Source organism: Polaromonas sp. JS666, assembly GCF_000013865.1.
Lineage (GTDB): Bacteria > Pseudomonadota > Gammaproteobacteria > Burkholderiales > Burkholderiaceae_C > Polaromonas.
The window spans coordinates 3,849,250-3,869,201 of record NC_007948.1 but is presented as its reverse complement, the minus strand read 5'-3'; the positions used below and the strand labels follow the sequence as shown (position 1 = coordinate 3,869,201).

Annotated in this window: 17 protein-coding genes; 13 read left to right on the top strand and 4 right to left on the bottom strand. The window is 64.7% G+C overall.

The genetic code is table 11. From position 1 onward, the window contains the following. Positions 1-63: 63 nt before the first annotated feature. Positions 64-2,928 (bottom strand): phosphoenolpyruvate carboxylase, encoded by a 2,865-nt coding sequence (ppc, locus tag BPRO_RS18280; RefSeq protein WP_081430532.1) that lies wholly within the window; start codon positions 2,926-2,928, stop codon positions 64-66. 82 nt (positions 2,929-3,010) lie between these two features. Between ppc and hemC the strand changes: the two genes are divergently transcribed. The 4 genes from hemC to BPRO_RS18260 are packed head-to-tail and all read left to right on the top strand — an operon-like array spanning position 3,011 to position 7,525. Next, positions 3,011-4,015, top strand: coding sequence for a hydroxymethylbilane synthase (hemC, locus tag BPRO_RS18275; RefSeq protein WP_011484557.1), 1,005 nt, complete (start codon positions 3,011-3,013; stop codon positions 4,013-4,015). A gap of 13 nt (positions 4,016-4,028) precedes the next feature. Beyond that, entirely contained in the window at positions 4,029-4,901 is an 873-nt protein-coding gene (locus tag BPRO_RS18270; protein WP_041388931.1) for a uroporphyrinogen-III synthase, read from the top strand. Beyond that, complete coding sequence (locus BPRO_RS18265; protein ID WP_232291429.1) at positions 4,898-6,220, top strand: uroporphyrinogen-III C-methyltransferase; 1,323 nt, start codon at positions 4,898-4,900, stop codon at positions 6,218-6,220. The genes BPRO_RS18270 and BPRO_RS18265 overlap by 4 nt, the downstream gene beginning before the upstream one ends. 15 nt (positions 6,221-6,235) lie before the next feature. After that, positions 6,236-7,525, top strand: coding sequence for a heme biosynthesis HemY N-terminal domain-containing protein (locus BPRO_RS18260; RefSeq protein ID WP_011484556.1), 1,290 nt, complete (start codon positions 6,236-6,238; stop codon positions 7,523-7,525). Between the two features lie 199 nt (positions 7,526-7,724). Here BPRO_RS18260 and BPRO_RS18255 read toward each other — a convergent pair whose 3' ends face one another. Then, positions 7,725-10,850 (bottom strand): Rne/Rng family ribonuclease, encoded by a 3,126-nt coding sequence (locus BPRO_RS18255; protein ID WP_011484555.1) that lies wholly within the window; start codon positions 10,848-10,850, stop codon positions 7,725-7,727. Between the two features lie 690 nt (positions 10,851-11,540). Between BPRO_RS18255 and BPRO_RS18250 the strand changes: the two genes are divergently transcribed. Genes BPRO_RS18250 through BPRO_RS18235 form a run of 4 tightly spaced genes read left to right on the top strand, consistent with a single transcriptional unit; the run spans position 11,541 to position 14,894 of the window. Then, entirely contained in the window at positions 11,541-12,677 is a 1,137-nt protein-coding gene (locus BPRO_RS18250; RefSeq protein ID WP_011484554.1) for an RluA family pseudouridine synthase, read from the top strand. A gap of 51 nt (positions 12,678-12,728) precedes the next feature. After that, entirely contained in the window at positions 12,729-13,388 is a 660-nt protein-coding gene (locus BPRO_RS18245; RefSeq protein ID WP_011484553.1) for an HAD family hydrolase, read from the top strand. A 33-nt stretch (positions 13,389-13,421) separates the two neighbouring features. Then, positions 13,422-13,787: a Rieske (2Fe-2S) protein gene (locus tag BPRO_RS18240; protein WP_011484552.1), complete on the top strand. Its 366-nt coding sequence runs from the start codon at positions 13,422-13,424 to the stop codon at positions 13,785-13,787. A 21-nt stretch (positions 13,788-13,808) separates the two neighbouring features. Next, positions 13,809-14,894, top strand: coding sequence for a S49 family peptidase (locus BPRO_RS18235; protein ID WP_011484551.1), 1,086 nt, complete (start codon positions 13,809-13,811; stop codon positions 14,892-14,894). 102 nt (positions 14,895-14,996) lie between these two features. Here BPRO_RS18235 and BPRO_RS18230 read toward each other — a convergent pair whose 3' ends face one another. Beyond that, on the bottom strand, positions 14,997-15,764 hold the full coding sequence (locus BPRO_RS18230; RefSeq protein WP_011484550.1) for an SAM-dependent methyltransferase: 768 nt from the start codon (positions 15,762-15,764) through the stop codon (positions 14,997-14,999). Further along, entirely contained in the window at positions 15,761-16,420 is a 660-nt protein-coding gene (locus BPRO_RS18225) for a Maf family nucleotide pyrophosphatase (protein ID WP_011484549.1), read from the bottom strand. The genes BPRO_RS18230 and BPRO_RS18225 overlap by 4 nt, the downstream gene beginning before the upstream one ends. Positions 16,421-16,445: 25 nt before the next feature. On the opposite strand from BPRO_RS18225, the gene BPRO_RS18220 reads away from it, so the two are divergent. The 5 genes from BPRO_RS18220 to BPRO_RS29710 all read left to right on the top strand — a co-directional run bounded on the left by BPRO_RS18220 (position 16,446) and on the right by BPRO_RS29710 (position 19,829). Continuing rightward, positions 16,446-16,985 carry a YceD family protein gene (locus BPRO_RS18220; RefSeq protein ID WP_041388929.1) on the top strand — a complete coding sequence of 180 codons (540 nt, stop codon included), beginning with the start codon at positions 16,446-16,448 and terminating at the stop codon, positions 16,983-16,985. Between the two features lie 233 nt (positions 16,986-17,218). Continuing rightward, positions 17,219-17,401 (top strand): 50S ribosomal protein L32, encoded by a 183-nt coding sequence (gene rpmF / locus BPRO_RS18215; RefSeq protein WP_007873878.1) that lies wholly within the window; start codon positions 17,219-17,221, stop codon positions 17,399-17,401. A gap of 84 nt (positions 17,402-17,485) precedes the next feature. Next, a complete protein-coding gene (gene plsX, locus BPRO_RS18210; RefSeq protein WP_011484547.1) occupies positions 17,486-18,601 on the top strand; it encodes a phosphate acyltransferase PlsX in 1,116 nt (371 codons plus the stop codon). 3 nt (positions 18,602-18,604) lie between these two features. Continuing rightward, positions 18,605-19,582 (top strand): beta-ketoacyl-ACP synthase III, encoded by a 978-nt coding sequence (locus BPRO_RS18205; protein ID WP_011484546.1) that lies wholly within the window; start codon positions 18,605-18,607, stop codon positions 19,580-19,582. A 73-nt stretch (positions 19,583-19,655) separates the two neighbouring features. Continuing rightward, positions 19,656-19,829 (top strand): hypothetical protein, encoded by a 174-nt coding sequence (locus BPRO_RS29710; RefSeq protein WP_011484545.1) that lies wholly within the window; start codon positions 19,656-19,658, stop codon positions 19,827-19,829. Positions 19,830-19,952: the final 123 nt, after the last annotated feature.

Here is a 19,952-nt window from a genome sequence, read left to right as displayed (position 1 = left end):
CCGCCTGGTCCGGCGGGGGCGGGAAACGGTGCGTCGGTCAGGTAGGTCCGGTAAACCTCAAAATCAGCCCGTATTGCGCAATCCGGCCGCAATTCCGTTGATCGAAATATGGATGCCGGTTTGCACTTTCTGGTCGGCCTTGCCTTCGCGGTAGCGTCGCACCAACTCGACCTGCAGATGGTGCAGGGGGTCAATGTAGGGGAAACGGTGGCGGATGGAGCGTTGCAGTGCAGCATTGCCGGCCAGCCGCTGTTTCTCGCCGGTGATCAGCGTCAGCGCTTCCGCGGTGCGGTGCCACTCGGCCTCGATCGCGGTGAAAACCTTCTTGCGCAGCCGGGCGTCAGCCACCAGCTCGGCATAGCGCGACGCCAGCGCCAGGTCGCTTTTGGCCAGCACCATGTCCATGTTGCTCAGCAGGGTGCGAAAGAAAGGCCACTGTTTGTACATTTTTTGCAGCAGGGCCAGGGCTTCCTTGCGGGTGGCGGGCGTGCCGCCCGCGTCGAGCATTTTTTCAATGGCGGCGCCAAAGCCATACCAGCCGGGCAGGGTCAGGCGGCACTGGCCCCAGCTGAAGCCCCAGGGAATGGCGCGCAGGTCTTCAATTTTTTGCGAGGCCTTGCGCGAGGCCGGACGCGAGCCGATATTGAGTTCGGCAATTTCCCGGATCGGTGTGGCGCCGAAAAAGTATTCGTTGAAGCCGGGGGTGTCGTAGACCAGCGCGCGGTAGGCGGCCATGCTGGCCTGTGACAGCTCGGCAGCGGCCTGCAAAAAGGCCTTGGTCGCCGGCTTGGTCGGCTGCAGCAGCGTGGCTTCCAGCGTGGCCGCCACCAGGGTTTCAAGATTGCGCCGGCCGATTTCCGGGTTGGCGTATTTGGAGCCGATGACCTCGCCCTGCTCGGTCAGGCGGATCTGCCCGCGCACCGTGCCCGGGGGCTGCGCCAGGATGGCCTGGTAGCTCGGGCCGCCGCCCCGGCCTACCGTGCCGCCGCGGCCATGGAACATGCGCAACTGGATGTTGTGCGAGTTCGCCAGCTGGTCGAACAGCTCGACCAGCGCGATCTCGGCGCGGTACAGCTCCCAGTTGCTGGTGAAAATGCCGCCGTCCTTGTTGCTGTCGGAATAGCCCAGCATGATGTCCTGCTCGGCGCCGCTGCGTTGCACCAGCTGGGCGATCCCCGGCAGCGCGTAGTACTCGCGCATGATGGGCGCGGCATTGCGCAGGTCCTCAATGGTTTCAAACAGCGGCACCACGATCAGGTCGTTGGTGGCTTTGTCGTCCAGTGTTCTGTGCATCAGGCCGACTTCTTTTTGCAGCAGCAGCACCTCCAGCAGGTCGCTCACGGTTTCGGTGTGGCTGATGATGTAGTGGCGTATGGCCTCCTTGCCAAAGCGTGCGCGCGCCGTGCGTGCGGCTTCAAAGATGGCCAGCTCGCTCTGCGCATGCGCGGAGTAGATGGTGCTGATCACGCGCAGGGGTCGCGCGTCGTTGAGCAGGCGGATCAGCAACGCGCGCTTTGCGGCTTCGTCCAGGCTGGGGTAGCGGGGTTCGATGCGCGCGACCGCCAGCAGTTCGGCCACCACCTCCTCGTGCTTGTCGGAACTCTGGCGCAGGTCCACCGTCGCCAGGTGAAAACCAAACACCTCGACCGCCCGGATCAGCGGATGCAGGCGCTGGGCGATCAGCGCCTCGCCGTGATTCGACCTCAGCGACGTTTCAATCGTGCGCAGGTCCGCCAGGAAATCTTCGGCCCGGGCATAGGCGTTCTGCGGTGCCACGGCATGGCGCGCGGCCTCGCCGCCGGTCAGCTCCTTCAGGGTGGCGGCCAGCCGGGCATACACGCCGGTCAGCGCACGGCGATAGGGCTCGTCCTTGCGGTGTTCGTTGGTGTCCGGCGAGCTTTCAGCCAGTGCCTGCATGCCCGGGCTGACCGCCACCAGCATGGCTGACAGCGACAGCTCGCCGCCCAGGTAGTGGACTTCGGTCAGGTAGTGGCGCAGGGCCACTTCGGCCTGCCGTGCCAGCGCGTAGTTGAGCGTGTCCGCACTGACATTCGGATTGCCGTCGCGGTCGCCGCCTATCCACTGCCCCATGCGCAGGAAGCTGTGCACCGGCTGGTTGCCCAGTTCGCGCTCCAGGTTGGCGTAGAGCTTGGGGATTTCGCGCAGGAAGGTGGCCTCGTAGTAGCTCAGCGCGTTTTCGATCTCGTCGGCCACCGTGAGCTTGGAAAAGCGCAGCAGCCGCGTTTGCCACAACTGCATCACGCGGGCGCGCAGCTGGGCCTCGTTGGCTGCCAGCTCGCGTGGGGTGAGGGCGTCCTTCGCGGCGTTGGTAGCCAGCGCCAGCGCCTTGATGTCATCGCGCGCCGTGAGCAGCTGGGCGATGTCGCGTTCGGCATCCAGAATGCTTTTGCGCTGCACTTCGGTGGGATGGGCGGTGAGTACCGGCGACACGAAACTGTGGGCCAGCGTGGTGGCGATGGTTTTGGGGGATATCCCCGCCCAGCGCAGGCGGGCCAGCGCCACTTCGATACTGCCTTCCTGGGTGTCGCCGGCGCGCTCATGCACGGCACGACGGCGGATATGGTGGCGGTCCTCCGCCAGGTTGGCCAGGTGGCTGAAGTAGGTGAAGGCGCGAATCACGCTGACCGTCTGCTCGCCGCTGAGGCCCTTGAGCAGCTTCTTGAGCGCCTTGTCGGCTTCCTGGTCGGCATCGCGCCGGAAAGCCACCGACAGCTTGCGCACCTGCTCGATCAACTCATAGGCGGTGACGCCCTCCTGCTCGCGAATCACGTCCCCGAGGATGCGGCCCAGCAGGCGGATGTCCTCCACCAGCGGGCGCTCGTTGTCGCGGGCCCGGGTGCCAGTTTTACCGGGGGTGCCGTCCTTGGCGTTCTCACTGACCTTCCTGGCGCGCGCTGAAATGACCATCTCTACCCTCTGGTTCTGGACCTGTTCTTGAACCTCGCATGCTAGCATTCCAGTCTCCCCCAGGATTACGAACAGGTTACGAGTGTCTGCAGCGTCTCAACCCGGCAACCCGATTGCCCCCCGCAAAATCATCATTGCCACGCGCGAAAGCCGGCTGGCGCTGTGGCAGGCCGAGCATGTCAAGGCGCTGCTCGAATCCCGCCTGGGCTGGCAGGTGGAACTGCTGGGCATGACGACCCAGGGCGACCAGATCCTGGACCGCTCGTTGAGCAAGGTCGGTGGCAAGGGGCTGTTCGTCAAGGAGCTGGAAGTGGCCCTCAGCGAAGGCCGGGCCGACCTGGCCGTGCATTCGCTCAAGGATGTACCCATGGACCTGCCCGACGGATTTGCGCTGGCCTGTGTGCTGGAGCGCGAAGATCCGCACGACGCTTTCGTGTCCAACCAGTTTGCCTCGCTGGCCGACCTCCCGCAGGGCGCGGTGGTCGGAACCTCCAGCCTGCGCCGGCTGGTGCTGCTCAAGGCGCTGCGGCCCGATCTGAACATCGAGCCCTTGCGCGGCAACCTCGACACGCGCCTGCGCAAGCTCGACGAGGGCCACTACCACGCCATCGTGCTGGCGGCGGCCGGGCTCAAGCGCCTGGGCCTTCAGGCGCGCATTCGCGGCATCTTTGCGCCCGACGACATGTTGCCGGCTGCGGGGCAGGGCGCCCTGGGCATCGAGGTGCGGGCCGACCGCCATGATTTGATGCAGGCCCTGGGCACGCTGGCCCATCAGCCGACGTGGCTGGCGGTGACGGCTGAGCGCACCGTCTCGCGCGCCATGGGTGGCAGCTGCTCCATGCCGCTGGCCGCCTACACCGAAGGCCCGGCGGCAGAAGGCTCAGAAGGCATGCAACTGCACGCGACCTGGGGCGATCCGGCTACCGCCGACGCGCCGGCCGGCCAGCCGCTGGCTCCGCTGGTGCGGGTGCAAAAAACCGCGGTGGTGCGCAGTTTTGCCGAAGCCGAGGCGCTTGGCGAAGCGGTCGCGGCGCAGCTGCGTGCTGGCGGCGCGGTCTGGGCTAGCAACACCCCTTCCGATACCTGACGCCGGGGGCCGAGTGAGCACTCCCCGCCCTGTCCGCGTCATTGTGACCCGGCCCGCTCGCGATGCGCAGCAATGGGTGCAGCAACTCCAGCAGGACGGCATCGAGGCCGAGGCCCTGCCCCTGATCGACATTGCGCCAGCGAGCGCCCCTTCCGACCTGCAAGCGCTGGAGCAGGCCTGGCGAACGCTGGACGGCTACGCGGCGTGCATGTTTGTCAGCGCCAATGCAGTGGAGTGTTTTTTCAAGGCTAATGCGGCGTTTACCCATGAATTACCTGGGCATTTAGCTATCAATAACGTAGCAAATCCTGTGTCCGATCCGCTACCAGCCGGGTTGCGCTGCATGGCGCCGGGGCCGGGCACGGTCGCTGCGCTGGTGGCCGCGGGTGTTCCCGCCGGGCAGATTGACGCGCCGGCGCCGGATGCCAGCCAGTTTGATTCGCAGGCCCTGTGGCAGGTGGTCGGTCCGCGCGACTGGCAGGGCCGCCGGGTGCTGATCGTGCGCGGGCACAGTGCCGGTGCGGCGGGCGAGGGCGTTGGCGCGCCGGGCCGGGACTGGCTGGCGCGCCAGTGGGAAGTAGCCGGCGCCCAGGTGGATTTCCTGGCGGTGTACCAGCGCCGCGCGCCGCTGCTGACCGAAGCGCAGCTGCAGCGTGCCAGAGCTGCCAGCGCCGACGGCTCGGTCTGGCTGTTCAGCAGCTCGGAAGCGGTGGCCAACCTGGCCAGCCTGCCGGCGATGGACTGGCGCCGCGCGCGCGCCGTGGCCACGCATCCGCGCATTGCCGATACCGTGCGTGCCGCGGGCTGGGGTGTTGTTGTGGAGTCACGCCCCGCACTGAACGATATCGAGGCCGCGGTCCGCTCGATAGAATCACTCTATCCATGAGCGATAGCCACCCCGTCCAGCCCCCAAAACCCGTTCCCGACAGCGAGCCAGTGCCGGAGCGCGCGTCAGACGCCGAACGCGACGACGGCCTGCCGCGGGCAAGTTCAGCCCCGTTTCCCGATGAAAGGGGCAGCGCAACGCCGAAGGCACGCGAAGCGACCAGCGTGGGGGCCAACGAACGCAGCGCCGGGCCGCCCCAAGCAAGTTCAGCCCCCTCGGGGGGCAGCGCAGTACGCGAAGCGACAAGCGTGGGGGCCAACAATACATGGGTGGTGCCGCGCAAGTGGGCGCTGCTGGTGGCCGCGCTGGCTGCGGCCGGCCTGCTCGCCAGCGGTTTGCTCTGGCAAAAGCTCGGCAACATTCAGGAAGAACTCGCCCGCCGCAGCACGGAGTCGGGTGCGCAGGCGATCGAAGCGCGTACGCTGGCCCGACAGGCCCAGGAAGGCATGCGGGAACTCTCCGCTCGCTTGGCCCTGCAGGAAACCCGCATCAGCGAGGTCAGCCTGCAGCGCACGCAACTGGAAGAGCTGATGCAAAGCCTGTCGCGTTCGCGGGATGAAAACCTGGTGGTGGACATGGAGTCTGCGCTGCGGCTGGCCCAGCAGCAGGCCCAGCTCACCGGCAGCGCCGAGCCGCTGCTCGCTGCGCTCAAATCGGCCGAGCAGCGCCTGGCGCGCGCCGCCCAGCCCCGCCTGAACCCCTTGCAGCGCGCCATTTCCCGGGACATGGACCGCATCAAGGCGGCCAGCCTGACTGATGTGCCCGTGCTGCTGCTCAAGCTCGACGAGCTGGTCCGCCTGGCCGACGACCTGCCGCTGGCCAATGCCATGGTGGCTGCAGCGCCTTCCCGCAGTACCAACGGCCTTAACGGCCCTGCCGGTGCGGCGTCGGCCCCGCACAACGGCGCTTCCGCGCCCCAGCCGTCGCTGCTGGTGTTTGACAAGCTGGTGCTCAACACCTGGGCGCAGCGAACGCTGGACAACCTGCGCGACGAAGCGCGCAAGCTGCTGCGCGTCAGCCGTATCGAGCAGCCCGAGGCAGCGCTGCTGTCACCCGAGCAGTCGTTTTTCCTGCGCGAAAACCTCAAGCTCAAGCTGCTCAATGCGCGCCTTGGCCTGCTGTCACGCCAGACGGAGTCTGCGCGTGCCGACTTGTTGAGCGCCAACGTCTGGCTGGGCAAATACTTTGACCCCGCTTCGCGCAAGACCCAGGTGGCGGCCCAGTTGCTGCAACAGGTGCAGGGCCAGCTCAAAACCAGCGAGCTGCCCCGCCTGGATGAAACCATGTCTGCGCTGGCCACTGCGGCCGCAGGCCGTTAAGGGCAGGGGCCAACGATGCGCGCCGCCCTCTGGCTTGTGGCCCTGTTTGGTGTCGCCGTGGCCGTGGCCCTGTTTGCGGGCAACAACCAGGCGGTGGTCACCATCTTCTGGCCGCCGCACCGGCTCGATGTGTCCTTCAACCTGATGGTGCTGGTACTGGCAGGCTTTTTCATGCTGCTGTACGGTGCCCTGCGCGCCGTGTCGGCCCTGTTCGCCCTGCCGCTGGAAGCGCGGCGCTGGCGTGCCCAGCAGAAAGAGCGTGCCATGTACGGCTCCCTGATGGACTCGCTGGCGAACCTGCTGGCGGGGCGCTACATCCGGGCCGCCAAGTCGGCGCAAAACGCGCTGGTGCAGGAAAAAAGCCTGGGCCTGCTCACCGATCAAACTGGCCACGCGACCGGCCACAGCGCCAGCCGTTCCACGCAATTGCGATCGCTGGCCCATCTGCTGGTAGCGGAAAGCGCGCAGTCCCTGCAAAACAGGGCCTTGCGCGACCAGCATCTGCAGCTGGCGCTCCAAAATGCGGCCCAGCGCCATGCGCAGGAAGTGCGCGAGGGTGTGCAGCTTCGCGCGGCGCGCTGGGCGCTGGAAGACCGCGATGCCGGCGCCGCACTGGAGTGGCTGACGCAGCTGCCCCAAGGCGCCGCGCGGCGCACCCTGGCCCTGCGCATGAAGCTGCGCGCCACCCGCCAGGTCAAGCAGACCTTGCTGGCGCTGGACACCGCCCGCCTGCTGGCCAAGCACCGTGCTTTTTCACAGGCGGCGGCGCAGAGCATTGTGCGCGGCCTGGCGCTGGAGCTGCTGAACGATGCGCACGATCCGGCGCAGTTGCAGCAAGCCTGGTTTTCGCTGGATGAGAGCGAGCGGGCCATGCCCGAGCTGGTGGTGCATGCGGCATCGCGGCTGATGGCGCTGCACGGCGACGCCGGGCTGGCGCGCACGTGGCTGCTGCAGGTGTGGGACCGCATGATGGAGCCGCGCTCGGAGATCGGCGACAACCTGCGCATCAAGCTGATCACGGGGCTGGAAGCTGGTCTGGACTCCCTGGATGCGGCCTGGCTGGCGCGCATTGAAGCGGCGCAGCTCAGCCGGCCGCGCGACGCCAATCTGCAGTACCTGGCCGGCATGGCCTGCCTGAACCGTCAGCTGTGGGGCAAGGCCCGCCAGTTGCTCTCGCAAGCCGCCATGGGCCTGCAGGATGCCACGCTGCACCGCAATGCCTGGCGGGCGCTGGCGGTGCTGGCCGAGCAGCGTGAGGATGAGCCGGCGGCGGCGCAGGCCTACAAGCGCGCTGCCCAGCTGTAGAGGCGCCAGGCCTTGCTGCCCAAGCCCCGGTGGCCGGGTGCCGCTGCACCGCGCCATGGGCACCACACACGTCCCGGAACGCCGGCGCAATGCGTCGAACAGGCGTTGACAAGGTATCGAACAGGCAAAGAAAAAGGCCCCGCACGCGGGGCCTTTTCAAGAGGCTGGGGGCCAGGCCAATGGCTGGCCTGCCGGTCCATCAGGCGGATGGTTGCTCAAAGGGCTGCGCCATTGAGCCCAGATCGCGGCGGGTCTCCACCAGCACCAGCGGACCTTCATCAGACACCGCCAGCGGCGGGCGCTCGCGCGGCACATGCACCGGTTTGATTTCAGCGGCGATGGCGGCTTGCGCTTCGGCAATCTTGGCCGCGTCGGAGTTGACCCATTGCAGGCCTGAAGACTCGGCCACCTGCGCCAGGTCCTGCAGGGGCAGGGCGTAGGCCTGGACCTTGGGCAGCATGATGCTGGCTGCTGCGGGTGCAGGCACAGGCACAGGCACAGGCACGGGCGTTGCCACGGGTGCGGCCGCGGCCATGGGCGCCGTGTAGGCAGGAGCCGGAGCCGAAGCAGCCACTGGAGCCACAGAAGATGCTACAAATTCAGTAGCAACTGGTGCACGCTCTTCCAGGGCAGGGGCCTGATTTTGCTCTGAACTGGCGGGTGCGGTGGCGCTCTCGGCGGCCTGTTCGCTGCGCTCGCCGCTTTCAGCACGCTCCTCGCCACGCTCGCGCCGGTCGCGGCCGTAGCGGTCACGGCTGCGGCGTTCGCGGGGCTGGCGCTGCTCGTCGACCGGGCTATCGCCCTGGCCGTTCTGGTTTTGCGTCAGGGTCTGGCCTGTCTCGTCGAGTGCAACTGCAGCCATAGGCGCGGCTTCACCGCTCACGGTATTGCCAGCGGTGTCGGCGGCCGGGCCCTGGCCCTCGGTGCGTTCGCCGCGGCGATCATTGCGGCGGCCACCGCGCTCTCCACCCCGTTCACCGCGCTCGCGGCGACCTTCGCCCCGTCCTTCGCGTCCGCCCTGCTGGCGATCGCCGTCACGGCCGGCTTCCTGGGCGGGCCTGTCCTGTCCCTGCACGGCAGCATCGCCACCCATGGCTGCGGCCATGGCGGCCTGGTTGGCCAATGCGAGATCCTGCTCTGCCGCATCGCGTGGGATGCGGTCGCCGCGTTCGCCGCGCTCGCGGCGGCTGCGGTCACCACGGCCCTCGCCACGGCCGTCGGTGCGACCTTCGCTGCGGGGCTGGCCTTCGCCGCGATTTTCCGGGCGTGCTTCAGCGCGTGCTTCCCCGGCGGGACGTTCCTGGCGTGCGCCTTCGCCGCGTGCTTCGGGACTGCGTTCACGGCGTTCGCCGCCGCGGCCCTCACCCCGGTCGCCACGACCTTCGGGTCGGCTCTCCGGGCGGGCTTCGCCGCGGCCTTCCCCACGACCTTCACCGCGGCTGCGGCCACCACGGCGGCCGTCCCGGCCTCCGCGCTCTGAACGTTCACCGCGCTCGCCGCGTCCATCACGTCCTTCGCGCCGTGCCTCGCCGCTGCGCTCGTCTTTCTTCACTTCAGCGGCGGGCGCTGCAGCCGGCGCTTCGGTGCCGCCGAACAGGCTCTTGATCCAGCCAAAGAAGCCTTTTTCGGCTGCCACGTGGGCTGGCGCTGCAGGCGCTGGGCGCGGTGCCGCTTTGGCCGCAGGGGCTACCGGTTCGGGCTTGGGCGGGGCAATCGGAGCCGGCGCATCGGGCAGCACGCCCTTGATCACGGGTTCCTGCTTGTTGTGCTTTTCCTGGCTGCGGCGGGTCACCGTCGTCGGGTCTTCCACCTCGTCAGCCAGCTTGTAGCTCGCTTCGATATTGTCCAGGCGCGGATCGTCGTGCTTGAGGCGCTCCAGGCGGTAGTTCGGCGTCTCCAGTGTCTTGTTGGGAACCAGCAGCACATTGATGCGCTGCTTGAGCTCGATCTTGCCGATTTCGGAGCGTTTTTCGTTGAGCAGGAAAGACGCCACATCCACCGGCACCTGGCACAGCACCGAAGCCGTGCTGTCTTTCAGGGACTCTTCCTGGATGACGCGCAGGATCTGCAGCGCCGAGCTTTCCGTGTCGCGGATATGGCCGGAGCCGCCGCAACGCGGGCAGGGAATCGACGCGCCTTCCGACAGGGCAGGGCGCAGCCGTTGACGGCTCATTTCCATCAGGCCGAATTTGCTGATGGTGCCGAACTGCACGCGTGCGCGGTCTTGCCGCAGCGCATCGCGCAGGCGGTTTTCCACATCGCGGCGGTTGCGCGACTCTTCCATGTCGATGAAGTCGATGACGATCAGGCCACCCAGGTCGCGCAGGCGCATCTGGCGTGCGACTTCATCGGCGGCTTCCAGGTTGGTGCGCGTGGCGGTTTCTTCGATGTCGCCGCCCTTGATGGCGCGGGCCGAGTTGACGTCGACCGAAACCAGCGCTTCGGTGTGGTCGATCACGATGGCGCCGCCGGATGGCAGCTGCACGGTGCGGGCGTAGGCCGACTCGATCTGGTGCTCGATCTGGAAGCGCGAGAACAGCGGCGCGTCATCGCGGTAGCGCTTGACGCGGTGCTCATGCTCGGGCATCACGTGGGCCATGAACTGGCGGGCCTGCTCGTAGACGTCGTCGGTGTCGAACAGAATGTCGCCGATGTCGCTGTTGAAGTAGTCGCGGATGGCGCGGATCACCAGGCTGGATTCCTGGTAAATCAGGAAAGCGCCCTTGCCGCCCTTGCCGGCGCCGTCAATGGCCGTCCAGAGCTTGAGCAGATAGTTCAGGTCCCACTGCAGCTCGGGTGCGCTGCGGCCGATGCCGGCGGTGCGCGCGATGATGCTCATGCCATTGGGGTACTCGAGCTGGTCCATCGCTTCCTTGAGCTCGGCCCGGTCGTCGCCCTCGATGCGGCGGCTCACGCCACCGCCGCGCGGGTTGTTGGGCATCAGGACCACATAGCGGCCTGCGAGCGACACGAACGTGGTCAGGGCTGCGCCCTTGTTGCCGCGCTCTTCCTTTTCGACCTGGACCAGCAGTTCCTGGCCTTCGCGGATCACATCGTTGATGCGTGCCTGGCTGACCGGCACGCCCTGCGCAAAGTATTGCTTGGAGATTTCCTTGAACGGCAGGAAGCCGTGGCGGTCTTCACCGTAGTCAACAAAGCAGGCTTCCAGCGAAGGCTCGACGCGGGTGACGACGGCCTTGTAGATGTTGCCCTTGCGCTGCTCGCGCCCTTCAATTTCAATTTCGTAGTCGAGGAGTTTTTGTCCATCGACGATCGCCAGGCGGCGTTCTTCAGCCTGTGTGGCGTTTACCAGCATCCGTTTCATGGGTAGCTTTCCTTATCGTTCTTCGTTTTGATGTCATGTCTCGAACATCAATCACCTGCCCAAAATGGGCTAACGACGCCGGAGGGACGCGGTGCGAACGTGGGGAATTGCCGGAGAGCTTTTGACTGCACCCTGGCCGACTGAAGAATCAGTCAGCGAAGTGGTCTGGGCGTAGGCGCGTGGATGGAGTGAGCAGGGGTCAAACAGGTTGTTGCTACCAAAAAAGTAGCTGCTAGCGCCCGATTTTCAAAGGCTGGAGGCTGATTTATGCCAAAAAGCAGGGTACCAAGGTACCGCAGGCATATATGAATCAGACTGACCCGTGTTGTCATCAGAGGGCTACCCATTAAAGGACTTGGTCTCAGCTGGATCCGCATGCAGCCTTTTGTGCGGGACTGGGGCTGCACACATGGTATTCCGTAGTTGTGTTCGCAAAACGTCGACTCGTCTGCACGGTAATCCGCTCGCCGCGAGGTGCCTGGCACTCGTCGCTTGCGGGCAATTGCCTGCAGGGCATCGACCTTCCAGCGAGGCTGTATGCGGGTTGTTAATAAGCCTTTTAATGGGCTTCGGACTTGGGTGGACTAAACTCCAGACAAATCAACCACTTACAGCATATCGCTAGTGAAACACATTATAGGGGTAGCGGCAGGCAAGGCAAGAAGACCGGTCAAAGCACCGGTTCGACCGATGGTTGCCGCCTCCCAACCCAGACCCCCGGCTCCGTCTCGCCCTCCTGTTCAAGAGGCGGCAGCGCCTGCGCCACCGCAGGCCACGCTGGTCACGGTCGACGAGGATTACGCCGGCCAGCGGCTCGACAACTTCCTGATCCGCCACCTCAAGGGTGTGCCCAAGACCCACGTCTACCGCATCATCCGCAGTGGCGAGGTAAGAATCAACAAGGGCAGGGCACAGGCCGATACCCGCCTTGAAGCCGGCGATATCGTCCGCCTGCCGCCGGTGCGCACCTCGGAACGGGCCGACCAGAAGGCCCAGGCCATGGCCGAGGAGGTGGCGCGCCACGGCGCCAGCTCCACCGTCGGCGGGTATGCGCCGTCGCGGGAATTTCCGGTCCTGTTCGAAGACGACTTCCTGCTGGCCATCGACAAACCGGCCGGCGTGGCGGTGCATGGCGGCAGCGGCGTGAGCTTCGGGGTGATTGAGCAGTTGCGCATGGCCCGGCCCCAGGCGGATTTCCTGGAGCTGGTGCACCGGCTGGACCGGGAAACCAGCGGCATCCTGCTGATCGCCAAGCGCCGAATGGCCCTGAAACTGCTGCAGGAACAGTTCCGCGAGCGCGAAACCGACAAGGTTTACCTGGCGCTGGTGAGCGGCAACTGGCCTGCCAATCACCGCGTGATCGACAAGGCGCTGCACAAATACCTGTTGCCCGGCGGCGCTGGTGAAGGCGAACGGCGCGTCAAGGTGGTGCCCAATGACCATCCCGACGGCATGCGCTCGGTCACGCTGGTCAAGGTCAAGTCCGCCTTTGCGGCCCTTCCCGCGGCCCCGGGCACCCCGTTTACCCTGCTCGAAGTCACCATCAAGACCGGCCGCACGCACCAGATTCGTGTGCACCTGGCCAACGAGGGCCACCCGATTGCGGGGGATGATAAATACGGCGACTTTGAGCTGAACAAGTCCCTGCAGAAGTCCGTTGCCGGGGGCGCTCCCCTGAAACGCATGTTTCTGCATGCCTGGAGCCTGAAATTCAACCATCCCAAGACGCGCAAAACCATTCATCTGGAAACGCCCTTGCCCGACGAGCTGCAGCAGTTTCTGTCGGTCCGGCCCCAGGGCAGCGCAGGACCCGCCGCACAACCGTGACGCGATGGCCCTTGCCCTGCAGCGCAGGGCGGGGCCAGCGACAATCAAGGCATGTACACCCGAAACTTTGACCTGATCGCCTTTGACTGGGACGGCACGCTGTTCGATTCCACGAAGATCATCATGCGCTGCATCCAGTCCGCCGTGCGGGATGTAGGCGGCACCATGCCCACCGACCAGGAGGCCGCCTATGTGATCGGCCTGGGCCTGATGCAGGCGCTGGCCCACGCGGCTCCCGACGTACCCGCAGAAAAATACCCCGAGTTGGGCGCGCGCTACCGCCACCATTACGCGGCCCACCATGACGACCTGGTCCTCTTCGATGGCGTGCTGCCGATGCTGGAGGCCCTCAAGGCGCGCGGCTTCCGGCTGGCGGTGGCCACCGGAAAATCCCGGCGCGGGCTGGATGAGGCGCTGCGGAGCGCGGAACTCAAGGGCATGTTTCACGGCTCGCGCACCGCTGACGAGACGGCCGGCAAGCCCGACCCGCGGATGCTGCATGAGTTAATGGAGGAATTCGGCTGCACGTCTCAGCGGGTGTTGATGGTGGGCGACACCACGCACGACCTGCAGATGGCGTTCAATGCGGCCTGCCCCAGTGTGGGGGTGAGCTACGGCGCGCACGAACCCGAAGCCTTCACGGCCCTGGCGCCGCGCCACGTGGCCCATTCGGTGCAGGACCTCCATGACTGGCTGCTGGCCAATGGCTAGTAATGGCTAGTACTAGCGACTGAAGGGCTTCCTATGGATGAGCTGTTACCCCTGTGCAATGCCAGCGACCTGGTCGAAGGCGGGGAGGCAGTGCCCTTCGATATCGACTATGCCGGTCTGACCTGCCGGGCTTTTGCCATTCGCTTCGAGGGCCTGCCGCATGCTTACCTGAACCGCTGCACGCATGTGGCCATGGAACTCGACTGGCAGCCCAACCAGGTGTTTGACGACAGCGGACAATGGCTGCTGTGCGCCAGCCATGGTGCGGCTTACCGGCCTGATACCGGCCAGTGCGCAGGCGGCCCCTGCCAGGGCGGGTTGATCAAAATCACGCTTTCGGAAAATGACGGGGTTGTTTATTGGCATTCCGCTTACAACCTCAGACCGGTACAGTTCTAATACTTCTCTAAACTAGCGACCATGAACGAATCCAACCGCCCCGACAATCCGAACGACACCTCTCCTGATCTCCTGCGGGAGTCGGATTTCAGGCCGAACCAGCCGGAGTCCCGTCCTTATCCGGAAGATCGTGCTCCTGAAACGGGAGCGAAAAAATCCCTTCAAACCGACCCGTCCCTGGCTCCCGGCTGGGAGCGTGCAACGCTGGAGAAGCTGGCGTTTGCATCGCTCAATGAGCAAAAAGCTGCCCGCCGCTGGAAAGCCTTTGTGCGCCTGGCCTGGCTGGCGTTTTTCATCGCGCTGGTGTGGATGCTCCTGCACCGCGGTACCCCCGCCACCGATGCGGCCGCGCCGCACACGGCCGTGGTGGAGATCAAGGGTGAAATCGCCGCCGGCGCCGACGCCAGTGCCGAGTTTGTCAATGCGGCGCTGCGTGCCGCGTTTGAAGACGATGGCGCCAAGGCCGTGGTGCTGCTGATCAACTCCCCCGGGGGCAGCCCGGTGCAGGCCGGCATGATGAATGACGAAATCCTGCGCCTCAAGATCAAGCACAAGAAGCCGGTTTATGCCGTGGTGGAAGAAAGCTGCGCATCGGCAGCCTATTACATCGCGGTGGCAGCCGACAAGATTTACGTCGACAAGGCCAGCATTGTCGGCAGCATCGGCGTGTTGATGGACGGCTTTGGCTTTACCGGCCTGATGGACAAGCTGGGCGTGGAACGCCGGCTGCTGACCGCTGGCGAGAACAAGGGCTTTCTGGACCCCTTCAGCCCGCAGAGCGACAAGCAGCGCGTGTATGCGCAGGCCATGCTGGACCAGATCCACCAGCAGTTCATCACGGTGGTGAAAGCCGGCCGCGGCAAGCGCCTCAAGGAGATGCCAGAGATGTTCAGCGGCCTGTTCTGGAGCGGCCAGCAGGCGGTGGAGCTGGGTTTGGCTGACCAGCTGGGCGGCCTGGAGTATGTAGCCCGCGAGGTGGTCAAGGCCGAGGAAATCATCGATTACACGCGCCGCGAGAATGTGGCCGAGCGCCTGGCCAAGAAGTTTGGCGCGGCCATGGGTGAAGGTGCCATCAGGGCTTTCAAGGCCATTCCGGCGATTCGTTAAGCGTCTTCTCAAAGCGCGAAACGCCAAAAAAGCCGCAGCAACACAAAACCAAAAAGGCCCGCAATAGCGGGCTTTTTTCATCGGGTTGCCCCCTGATGCGTGTCAGCGGCCTATGCAAAAAACCGTCGGCTGGTCCAGCGGCAGGACGGGTTTGTCGCGTTTCCAGCCGCTGACCTGCATGCTGCGCGATGAGGCCTTGTCCAGCGTCAGGCCGCAGCTCAGCGCCAGCCGTGTGTTGCCCTGCAGCGTCTGCAGCAGCGCCTGCAGCAGGGCCACATTGCGGTAGGGTGTTTCAATGAAAAGCTGGGTCTGGCCGGTTTTCAGGGCCAGCGACTCCAGCTCGCGGATGCGCTGGGTCCGCTCGCCGCTGTCTTGCGGCAAATACCCGACGAACGCAAAGTTTTGGCCATTGAGGCCGCTCGCCGCCAGCGCCAGCATCAGCGACATGGGGCCCGTCAGCGGCACCACCTGCAGCCCGAGGTCGTGCGCTGCGCGCACCACCGACGAGCCCGGGTCGGCGATCGCCGGCATGCCGGCCTCGCTGACCAGGCCCATGTCGTGGCCCTCCATCGCGGCCATGAGCAACGGCCGCGCATCAAAGTTGCCGGTGTGGTCACCCTTCTTGTGAACCTCACGCGGCAGCTCCTGAATCTGGAGCGACTGCAGCGTGTGCGCCAGGGGGTGCTGTTCGTTGATGCGCTTCAGGTAAGCGCGGGTGCTTTTGGCGTTCTCGCAAATCCAGCAGGACAGCCGGGCTGCGACCTGCAGCGTGCCCGAAGGCATCACGTCCTGAAGCGGGGCCTGGGTGTCGCAGCCAAAATCAAGCGGCGCGGGCACCAGGTAAAGCCGGCCTTTCACGGTGCCGTTCATGGGTGTTCCCCGCGGTCCGCGAACAGGGCTACGCCGGCCGCCTGGATCATTTTGCAGGTACGTATCAGCGGCAGGCCGACCAGTGCGGTCGGGTCGTCGTTGTCAATCGATTCGAGCAGCGCGATGCCCAGGCCTTCGCTTTTGGCGCTGCCGGCACAGTCATAAGGCTGCTCGGCGCGCAGGTAGTTTTCGATCTCGCCATCGGTGAGGTTCCGGAATGTCACCCGCACGGCTGCCAGGCTGCTTTGCTCGAACCCGCTATCCAGGCACACCACGGCCACGGCCGTTTGAAACACCACCGTCTGGCCCCGCATCTGGCGCAGCTGAGCAACCGCCCGTTCATGGGTGCCCGGCTTGCCCAGCGGCAGGCCGTTCAGGTCGGCCACCTGGTCGGAACCGATCACCACCGCATGCGGAAAATTGCGAGCCACCGCGCGTGCCTTGGCGAGTGCCAGACGTTCAGCCAGCAGGCGGGGCGTTTCGCCGGGCAGCGGTGTCTCATCAACGTCGGGAGTTGCCACCTCAAACGGGAGGTGCAGGCGCTGCAGCAGTTCGCGGCGATAAGGCGAGGTCGAGCCCAGCACCAATGGGCGACTTGTGGGCGTAAGGGCCGTGGCTGCCGTTGATGCGGCGACCGGGTTGAGGGCAGAGTTCATGCTCCGATTCTCTTACACTGCACCCATGTCCAGATCTCTTCAAGCCCACCGCCTCAACATGCAAGCCTTCGCCCACGACGGTGTGACGCTTGTCGAAACCACTTTGCTACAAGAATTGGAGCGGCTGGCCGAGGAAACACAGGAGCTGGGGCCTGATTCGGCTGTGAAGTGGCGGGCTCGTGGGGAGTTGCGTCCCCGCGCCGGTGCCGACGACGAGGTCTGGCTGCATTTGCAGGCGGAGGCGGCTGTGCCGCTGACCTGCCAGCGCTGCATGGGGGTGGTTGTCACCCCTGTCCAGGTGGATCAGTGGTACCGCTTTGTTGCCGACGAAGACATTGCGATGGCCGAGGACGATCAGTCCGAAGAAGATCTGCTGGTCATGGAGCCACAATTTGACCTGCTGGCCGTTCTGGAGGACGAGTTGTTGATGGCCTTGCCGCTGGTGCCCATGCATGACGAATGCCCGGTGGCGCCCAAGCTGCAGGCGGGGGAGGTAGAGATCGGCGCCGAGGCCGGTCAGAAGCCCAATCCTTTCGCGGCGCTGGCGCAGCTCAAGAAAAAGTAATGCATTTGTACTAAAAATGACGCTTGATGCTGCGAAAATTCGCACGAAGGCGGGGTCTCCCCGGTGTTGCCGGGTGAAGTGATGGTCAAAAGAGGCTGTATCGCGCTATAATCAAAGGCTTCGCGTGCCAATGTAGTGATGGGGCCCTGTAGACCAACATGCAGGTCCAGCTACCTGAATTCAAAAATCTGGCGCGTAATTTACCAACCCTATTACCCCCTCAGGAGCGGATCATGGCCGTCCAGCAGAACAAAAAGTCACCTTCCAAGCGCGGCATGCACCGCTCGCACAACGCACTCACCGTGCCAGGCATCGCTGTGGAATCCACCACGGGCGAAACCCACCTGCGTCACCACATCAGCCCCACCGGTTTTTACCGTGGCCGCAAGGTGCTGAAAACCAAATCCGAAGCGTAATTTCGCGCCTCATGCACTGGCCCGCACTGATCCTGCGGGCCTTTCTTTTGTCCATCATTCAATCTTGACTGCGCCGGTCTTTTCATGATCAGGATTGCTGTCGATGCCATGGGGGGCGACGTTGGCCCGGACGTGACCGTCCCGGCCAGCCTGGCCTTTCTGAGTGGCCATCCGGAAGCAGCGCTGGTTCTGGTGGGGCAGCCCGATGTTCTGGCGGCCCACCCGCAGTACGCCCTGCTGCAGTCACACCCCCGTTGCCAGTTCGTTGCCGCGAGCGAGGTCGTCACCATGGACGATCCGATAGAGATCGCCTTGCGGCGAAAGAAGAACTCGTCCATGCGCGTGGCCATGAACCAGGTCAAGGAGGGTGTTGCCCAGGCGGCCGTGTCTGCCGGCAACACCGGCGCGCTGATGGCCATTGCCCGCTACGTGCTGAAAACCATGGAGGGCATAGACCGGCCCGCCATTGCGACACAGCTGCCCAATGCCGCAGGTGGCGCGACCACGGTGCTGGACCTCGGCGCCAATGTGGATTGCACGGCGGATCATTTGCTGCAGTTTGCGGTGATGGGTTCAGCCCTGGTGGCGGCCATTTCCGGTAAACCTGCGCCCAGCGTAGGGCTGCTTAATATCGGTGAAGAGGCAATAAAGGGCAGCGAAATCATCAAAAAAGCCGGCGATTTGCTGCGATCTGCTTCTATTTCCGGTGATCTCAATTTCTACGGAAACGTTGAGGGCAACGATATTTTCAAGGGCACCACGGATATCGTGGTGTGCGATGGCTTTGTCGGCAATGTGGCCCTGAAGGCCAGCGAGGGGCTGGCGAGCATGATTGGGGGCTTCATTAAAGCGGAGTTTTCGCGCAACATCTTGACGAAATTCGCGGCAATTGTGGCCTATCCTGTGCTAACTGCGTTTAAAAATCGGGTAGATCACAGGCGTTACAACGGTGCCGCATTGCTGGGTCTGCAGGGCCTGGTTTTCAAAAGCCATGGATCCGCAGATGCTTTTGCTTTTGAGCGGGCACTCAATCGGGCTTATGATGCGGCTCGTAACAATTTGCTTGAGAGAGTTCGCGAACGCATCGCCCATGCCGCCCCCTTGTTGCTGGTTGCAGCACAGATGGCACCGGCCAGTGATGGAGTGAGTGCGGTTTCTTCGATGGCAGTTGACCCAGCAGTCTCTACACCGGCACACTAATCAATGACCCGTTATTCACGCATCACTGGCACCGGTAGTTATTTGCCACCGCGCCGACTGACCAATGCCGAGCTGGCCGCTGAGCTGGCCACCAAGGGCGTTGAAACTTCCGACGAATGGATTGTGGAGCGCACCGGCATCCGGGCCCGCCATTTCGCCGCGCCCGATGTGTCCAGCAGCGACCTCGCCGTGAAAGCTGCCCGGCACGCGCTGGAGGCGGCAGGCCGTCAGGCGTCCGACATTGACCTGATCATTGTTGCGACGTCGACGCCAGACATGGTGTTTCCCTCCGCCGCGTGCATCGTGCAGAACAAACTCGGTATTGCGGGTTGCCCCGCCTTTGATGTCCAGGCCGTTTGCAGTGGATTTGTTTATGCACTGACCGTGGCCGACGCGTTGATCAAAACCGGCTCGGCCACCAAGGCGCTGGTTATTGGCGCGGAAGTGTTCTCGCGCATCCTGGATTTTTCGGACAGGACCACCTGCGTGCTGTTTGGCGATGGCGCAGGTGCCGTGGTGCTGGAAGCGTCGGAGACGCCCGGCATCCTTGCCAGCGATCTGCATGCTGACGGCAAGCATGTCGGCATCCTGTGCGTACCGGGCAATGTATCGGGTGGCCAGGTGCTGGGCGATCCCCTCCTCAAAATGGACGGGCAGGCCGTGTTCAAGCTGGCCGTTGGCGTTCTTGAAAGCTCGGCCCGGGCCGCGCTGGCCAAAGCCAACCTGCGGGATACGGATATCGACTGGCTGATTCCGCACCAGGCCAACATCCGCATCATGCAGAGCACAGCGAAGAAGCTGAAGGTGCCCCCGGAAAAGCTGATCGTCACGGTCGACGAGCATGGCAACACCTCGGCAGCGTCCATCCCGCTGGCGCTGGATGCGTCCGTGCGCAGCGGCAAGGTGAAAAAAGGTGACACCCTCATGCTCGAAGGCGTGGGCGGCGGCTTTACCTGGGGTGCGGTGCTTCTCAACTATTGAGAGATGACTCCATGTATTTCCCGGCCAGCTACTGACCGACAGGTGGCCGCTTGAGTCTCGGACCGTCAGGCGTGTGGATGCCATTGCAATCCTGCTGCTGGTGGCGGCCTTCGTCCTGGCCGGCTGGAAAATCTTCAATCGCCTGCCTGCCGTCAGCTATGCGGGCACCGCAGCAGGCGGTGTTGCCGGGCGCTCCCCTGAAAGCCCCGCCGGGCGCAAGCCTGCCACCGCAGCAGCGTTCACTTGACTGCCGTTTCCGCTTCGAAAATCGCGGGCCGCATGGCGGCGGGTGGGGTGGGGCTTGCCTGATCGGTTGCCGTCCCGATGGGTTTCTTAGAATGGCGGGCGCTGACAGGTTCGCCGCTTGATA

Coding starts and splice junctions, on each gene's coding strand:
- BPRO_RS18245 (WP_011484553.1), top strand. CDS start 12,729: ATGTACACCCGAAACTTTGACCTGATCGCCTTTGACTGGGACGGCACG.
- BPRO_RS18225 (WP_011484549.1), bottom strand. CDS start 16,420: ATGAACTCTGCCCTCAACCCGGTCGCCGCATCAACGGCAGCCACGGCC.
- BPRO_RS18250 (WP_011484554.1), top strand. CDS start 11,541: ATGGTTGCCGCCTCCCAACCCAGACCCCCGGCTCCGTCTCGCCCTCCT.
- BPRO_RS18230 (WP_011484550.1), bottom strand. CDS start 15,764: ATGAACGGCACCGTGAAAGGCCGGCTTTACCTGGTGCCCGCGCCGCTT.
- plsX (WP_011484547.1), top strand. CDS start 17,486: ATGATCAGGATTGCTGTCGATGCCATGGGGGGCGACGTTGGCCCGGAC.
- BPRO_RS18265 (WP_232291429.1), top strand. CDS start 4,898: ATGAGCGATAGCCACCCCGTCCAGCCCCCAAAACCCGTTCCCGACAGC.
- BPRO_RS18255 (WP_011484555.1), bottom strand. CDS start 10,850: ATGAAACGGATGCTGGTAAACGCCACACAGGCTGAAGAACGCCGCCTG.
- BPRO_RS18260 (WP_011484556.1), top strand. CDS start 6,236: ATGCGCGCCGCCCTCTGGCTTGTGGCCCTGTTTGGTGTCGCCGTGGCC.
- BPRO_RS18235 (WP_011484551.1), top strand. CDS start 13,809: ATGAACGAATCCAACCGCCCCGACAATCCGAACGACACCTCTCCTGAT.
- rpmF (WP_007873878.1), top strand. CDS start 17,219: ATGGCCGTCCAGCAGAACAAAAAGTCACCTTCCAAGCGCGGCATGCAC.
- BPRO_RS18240 (WP_011484552.1), top strand. CDS start 13,422: ATGGATGAGCTGTTACCCCTGTGCAATGCCAGCGACCTGGTCGAAGGC.
- BPRO_RS18205 (WP_011484546.1), top strand. CDS start 18,605: ATGACCCGTTATTCACGCATCACTGGCACCGGTAGTTATTTGCCACCG.
- ppc (WP_081430532.1), bottom strand. CDS start 2,928: ATGGTCATTTCAGCGCGCGCCAGGAAGGTCAGTGAGAACGCCAAGGAC.
- BPRO_RS18220 (WP_041388929.1), top strand. CDS start 16,446: ATGTCCAGATCTCTTCAAGCCCACCGCCTCAACATGCAAGCCTTCGCC.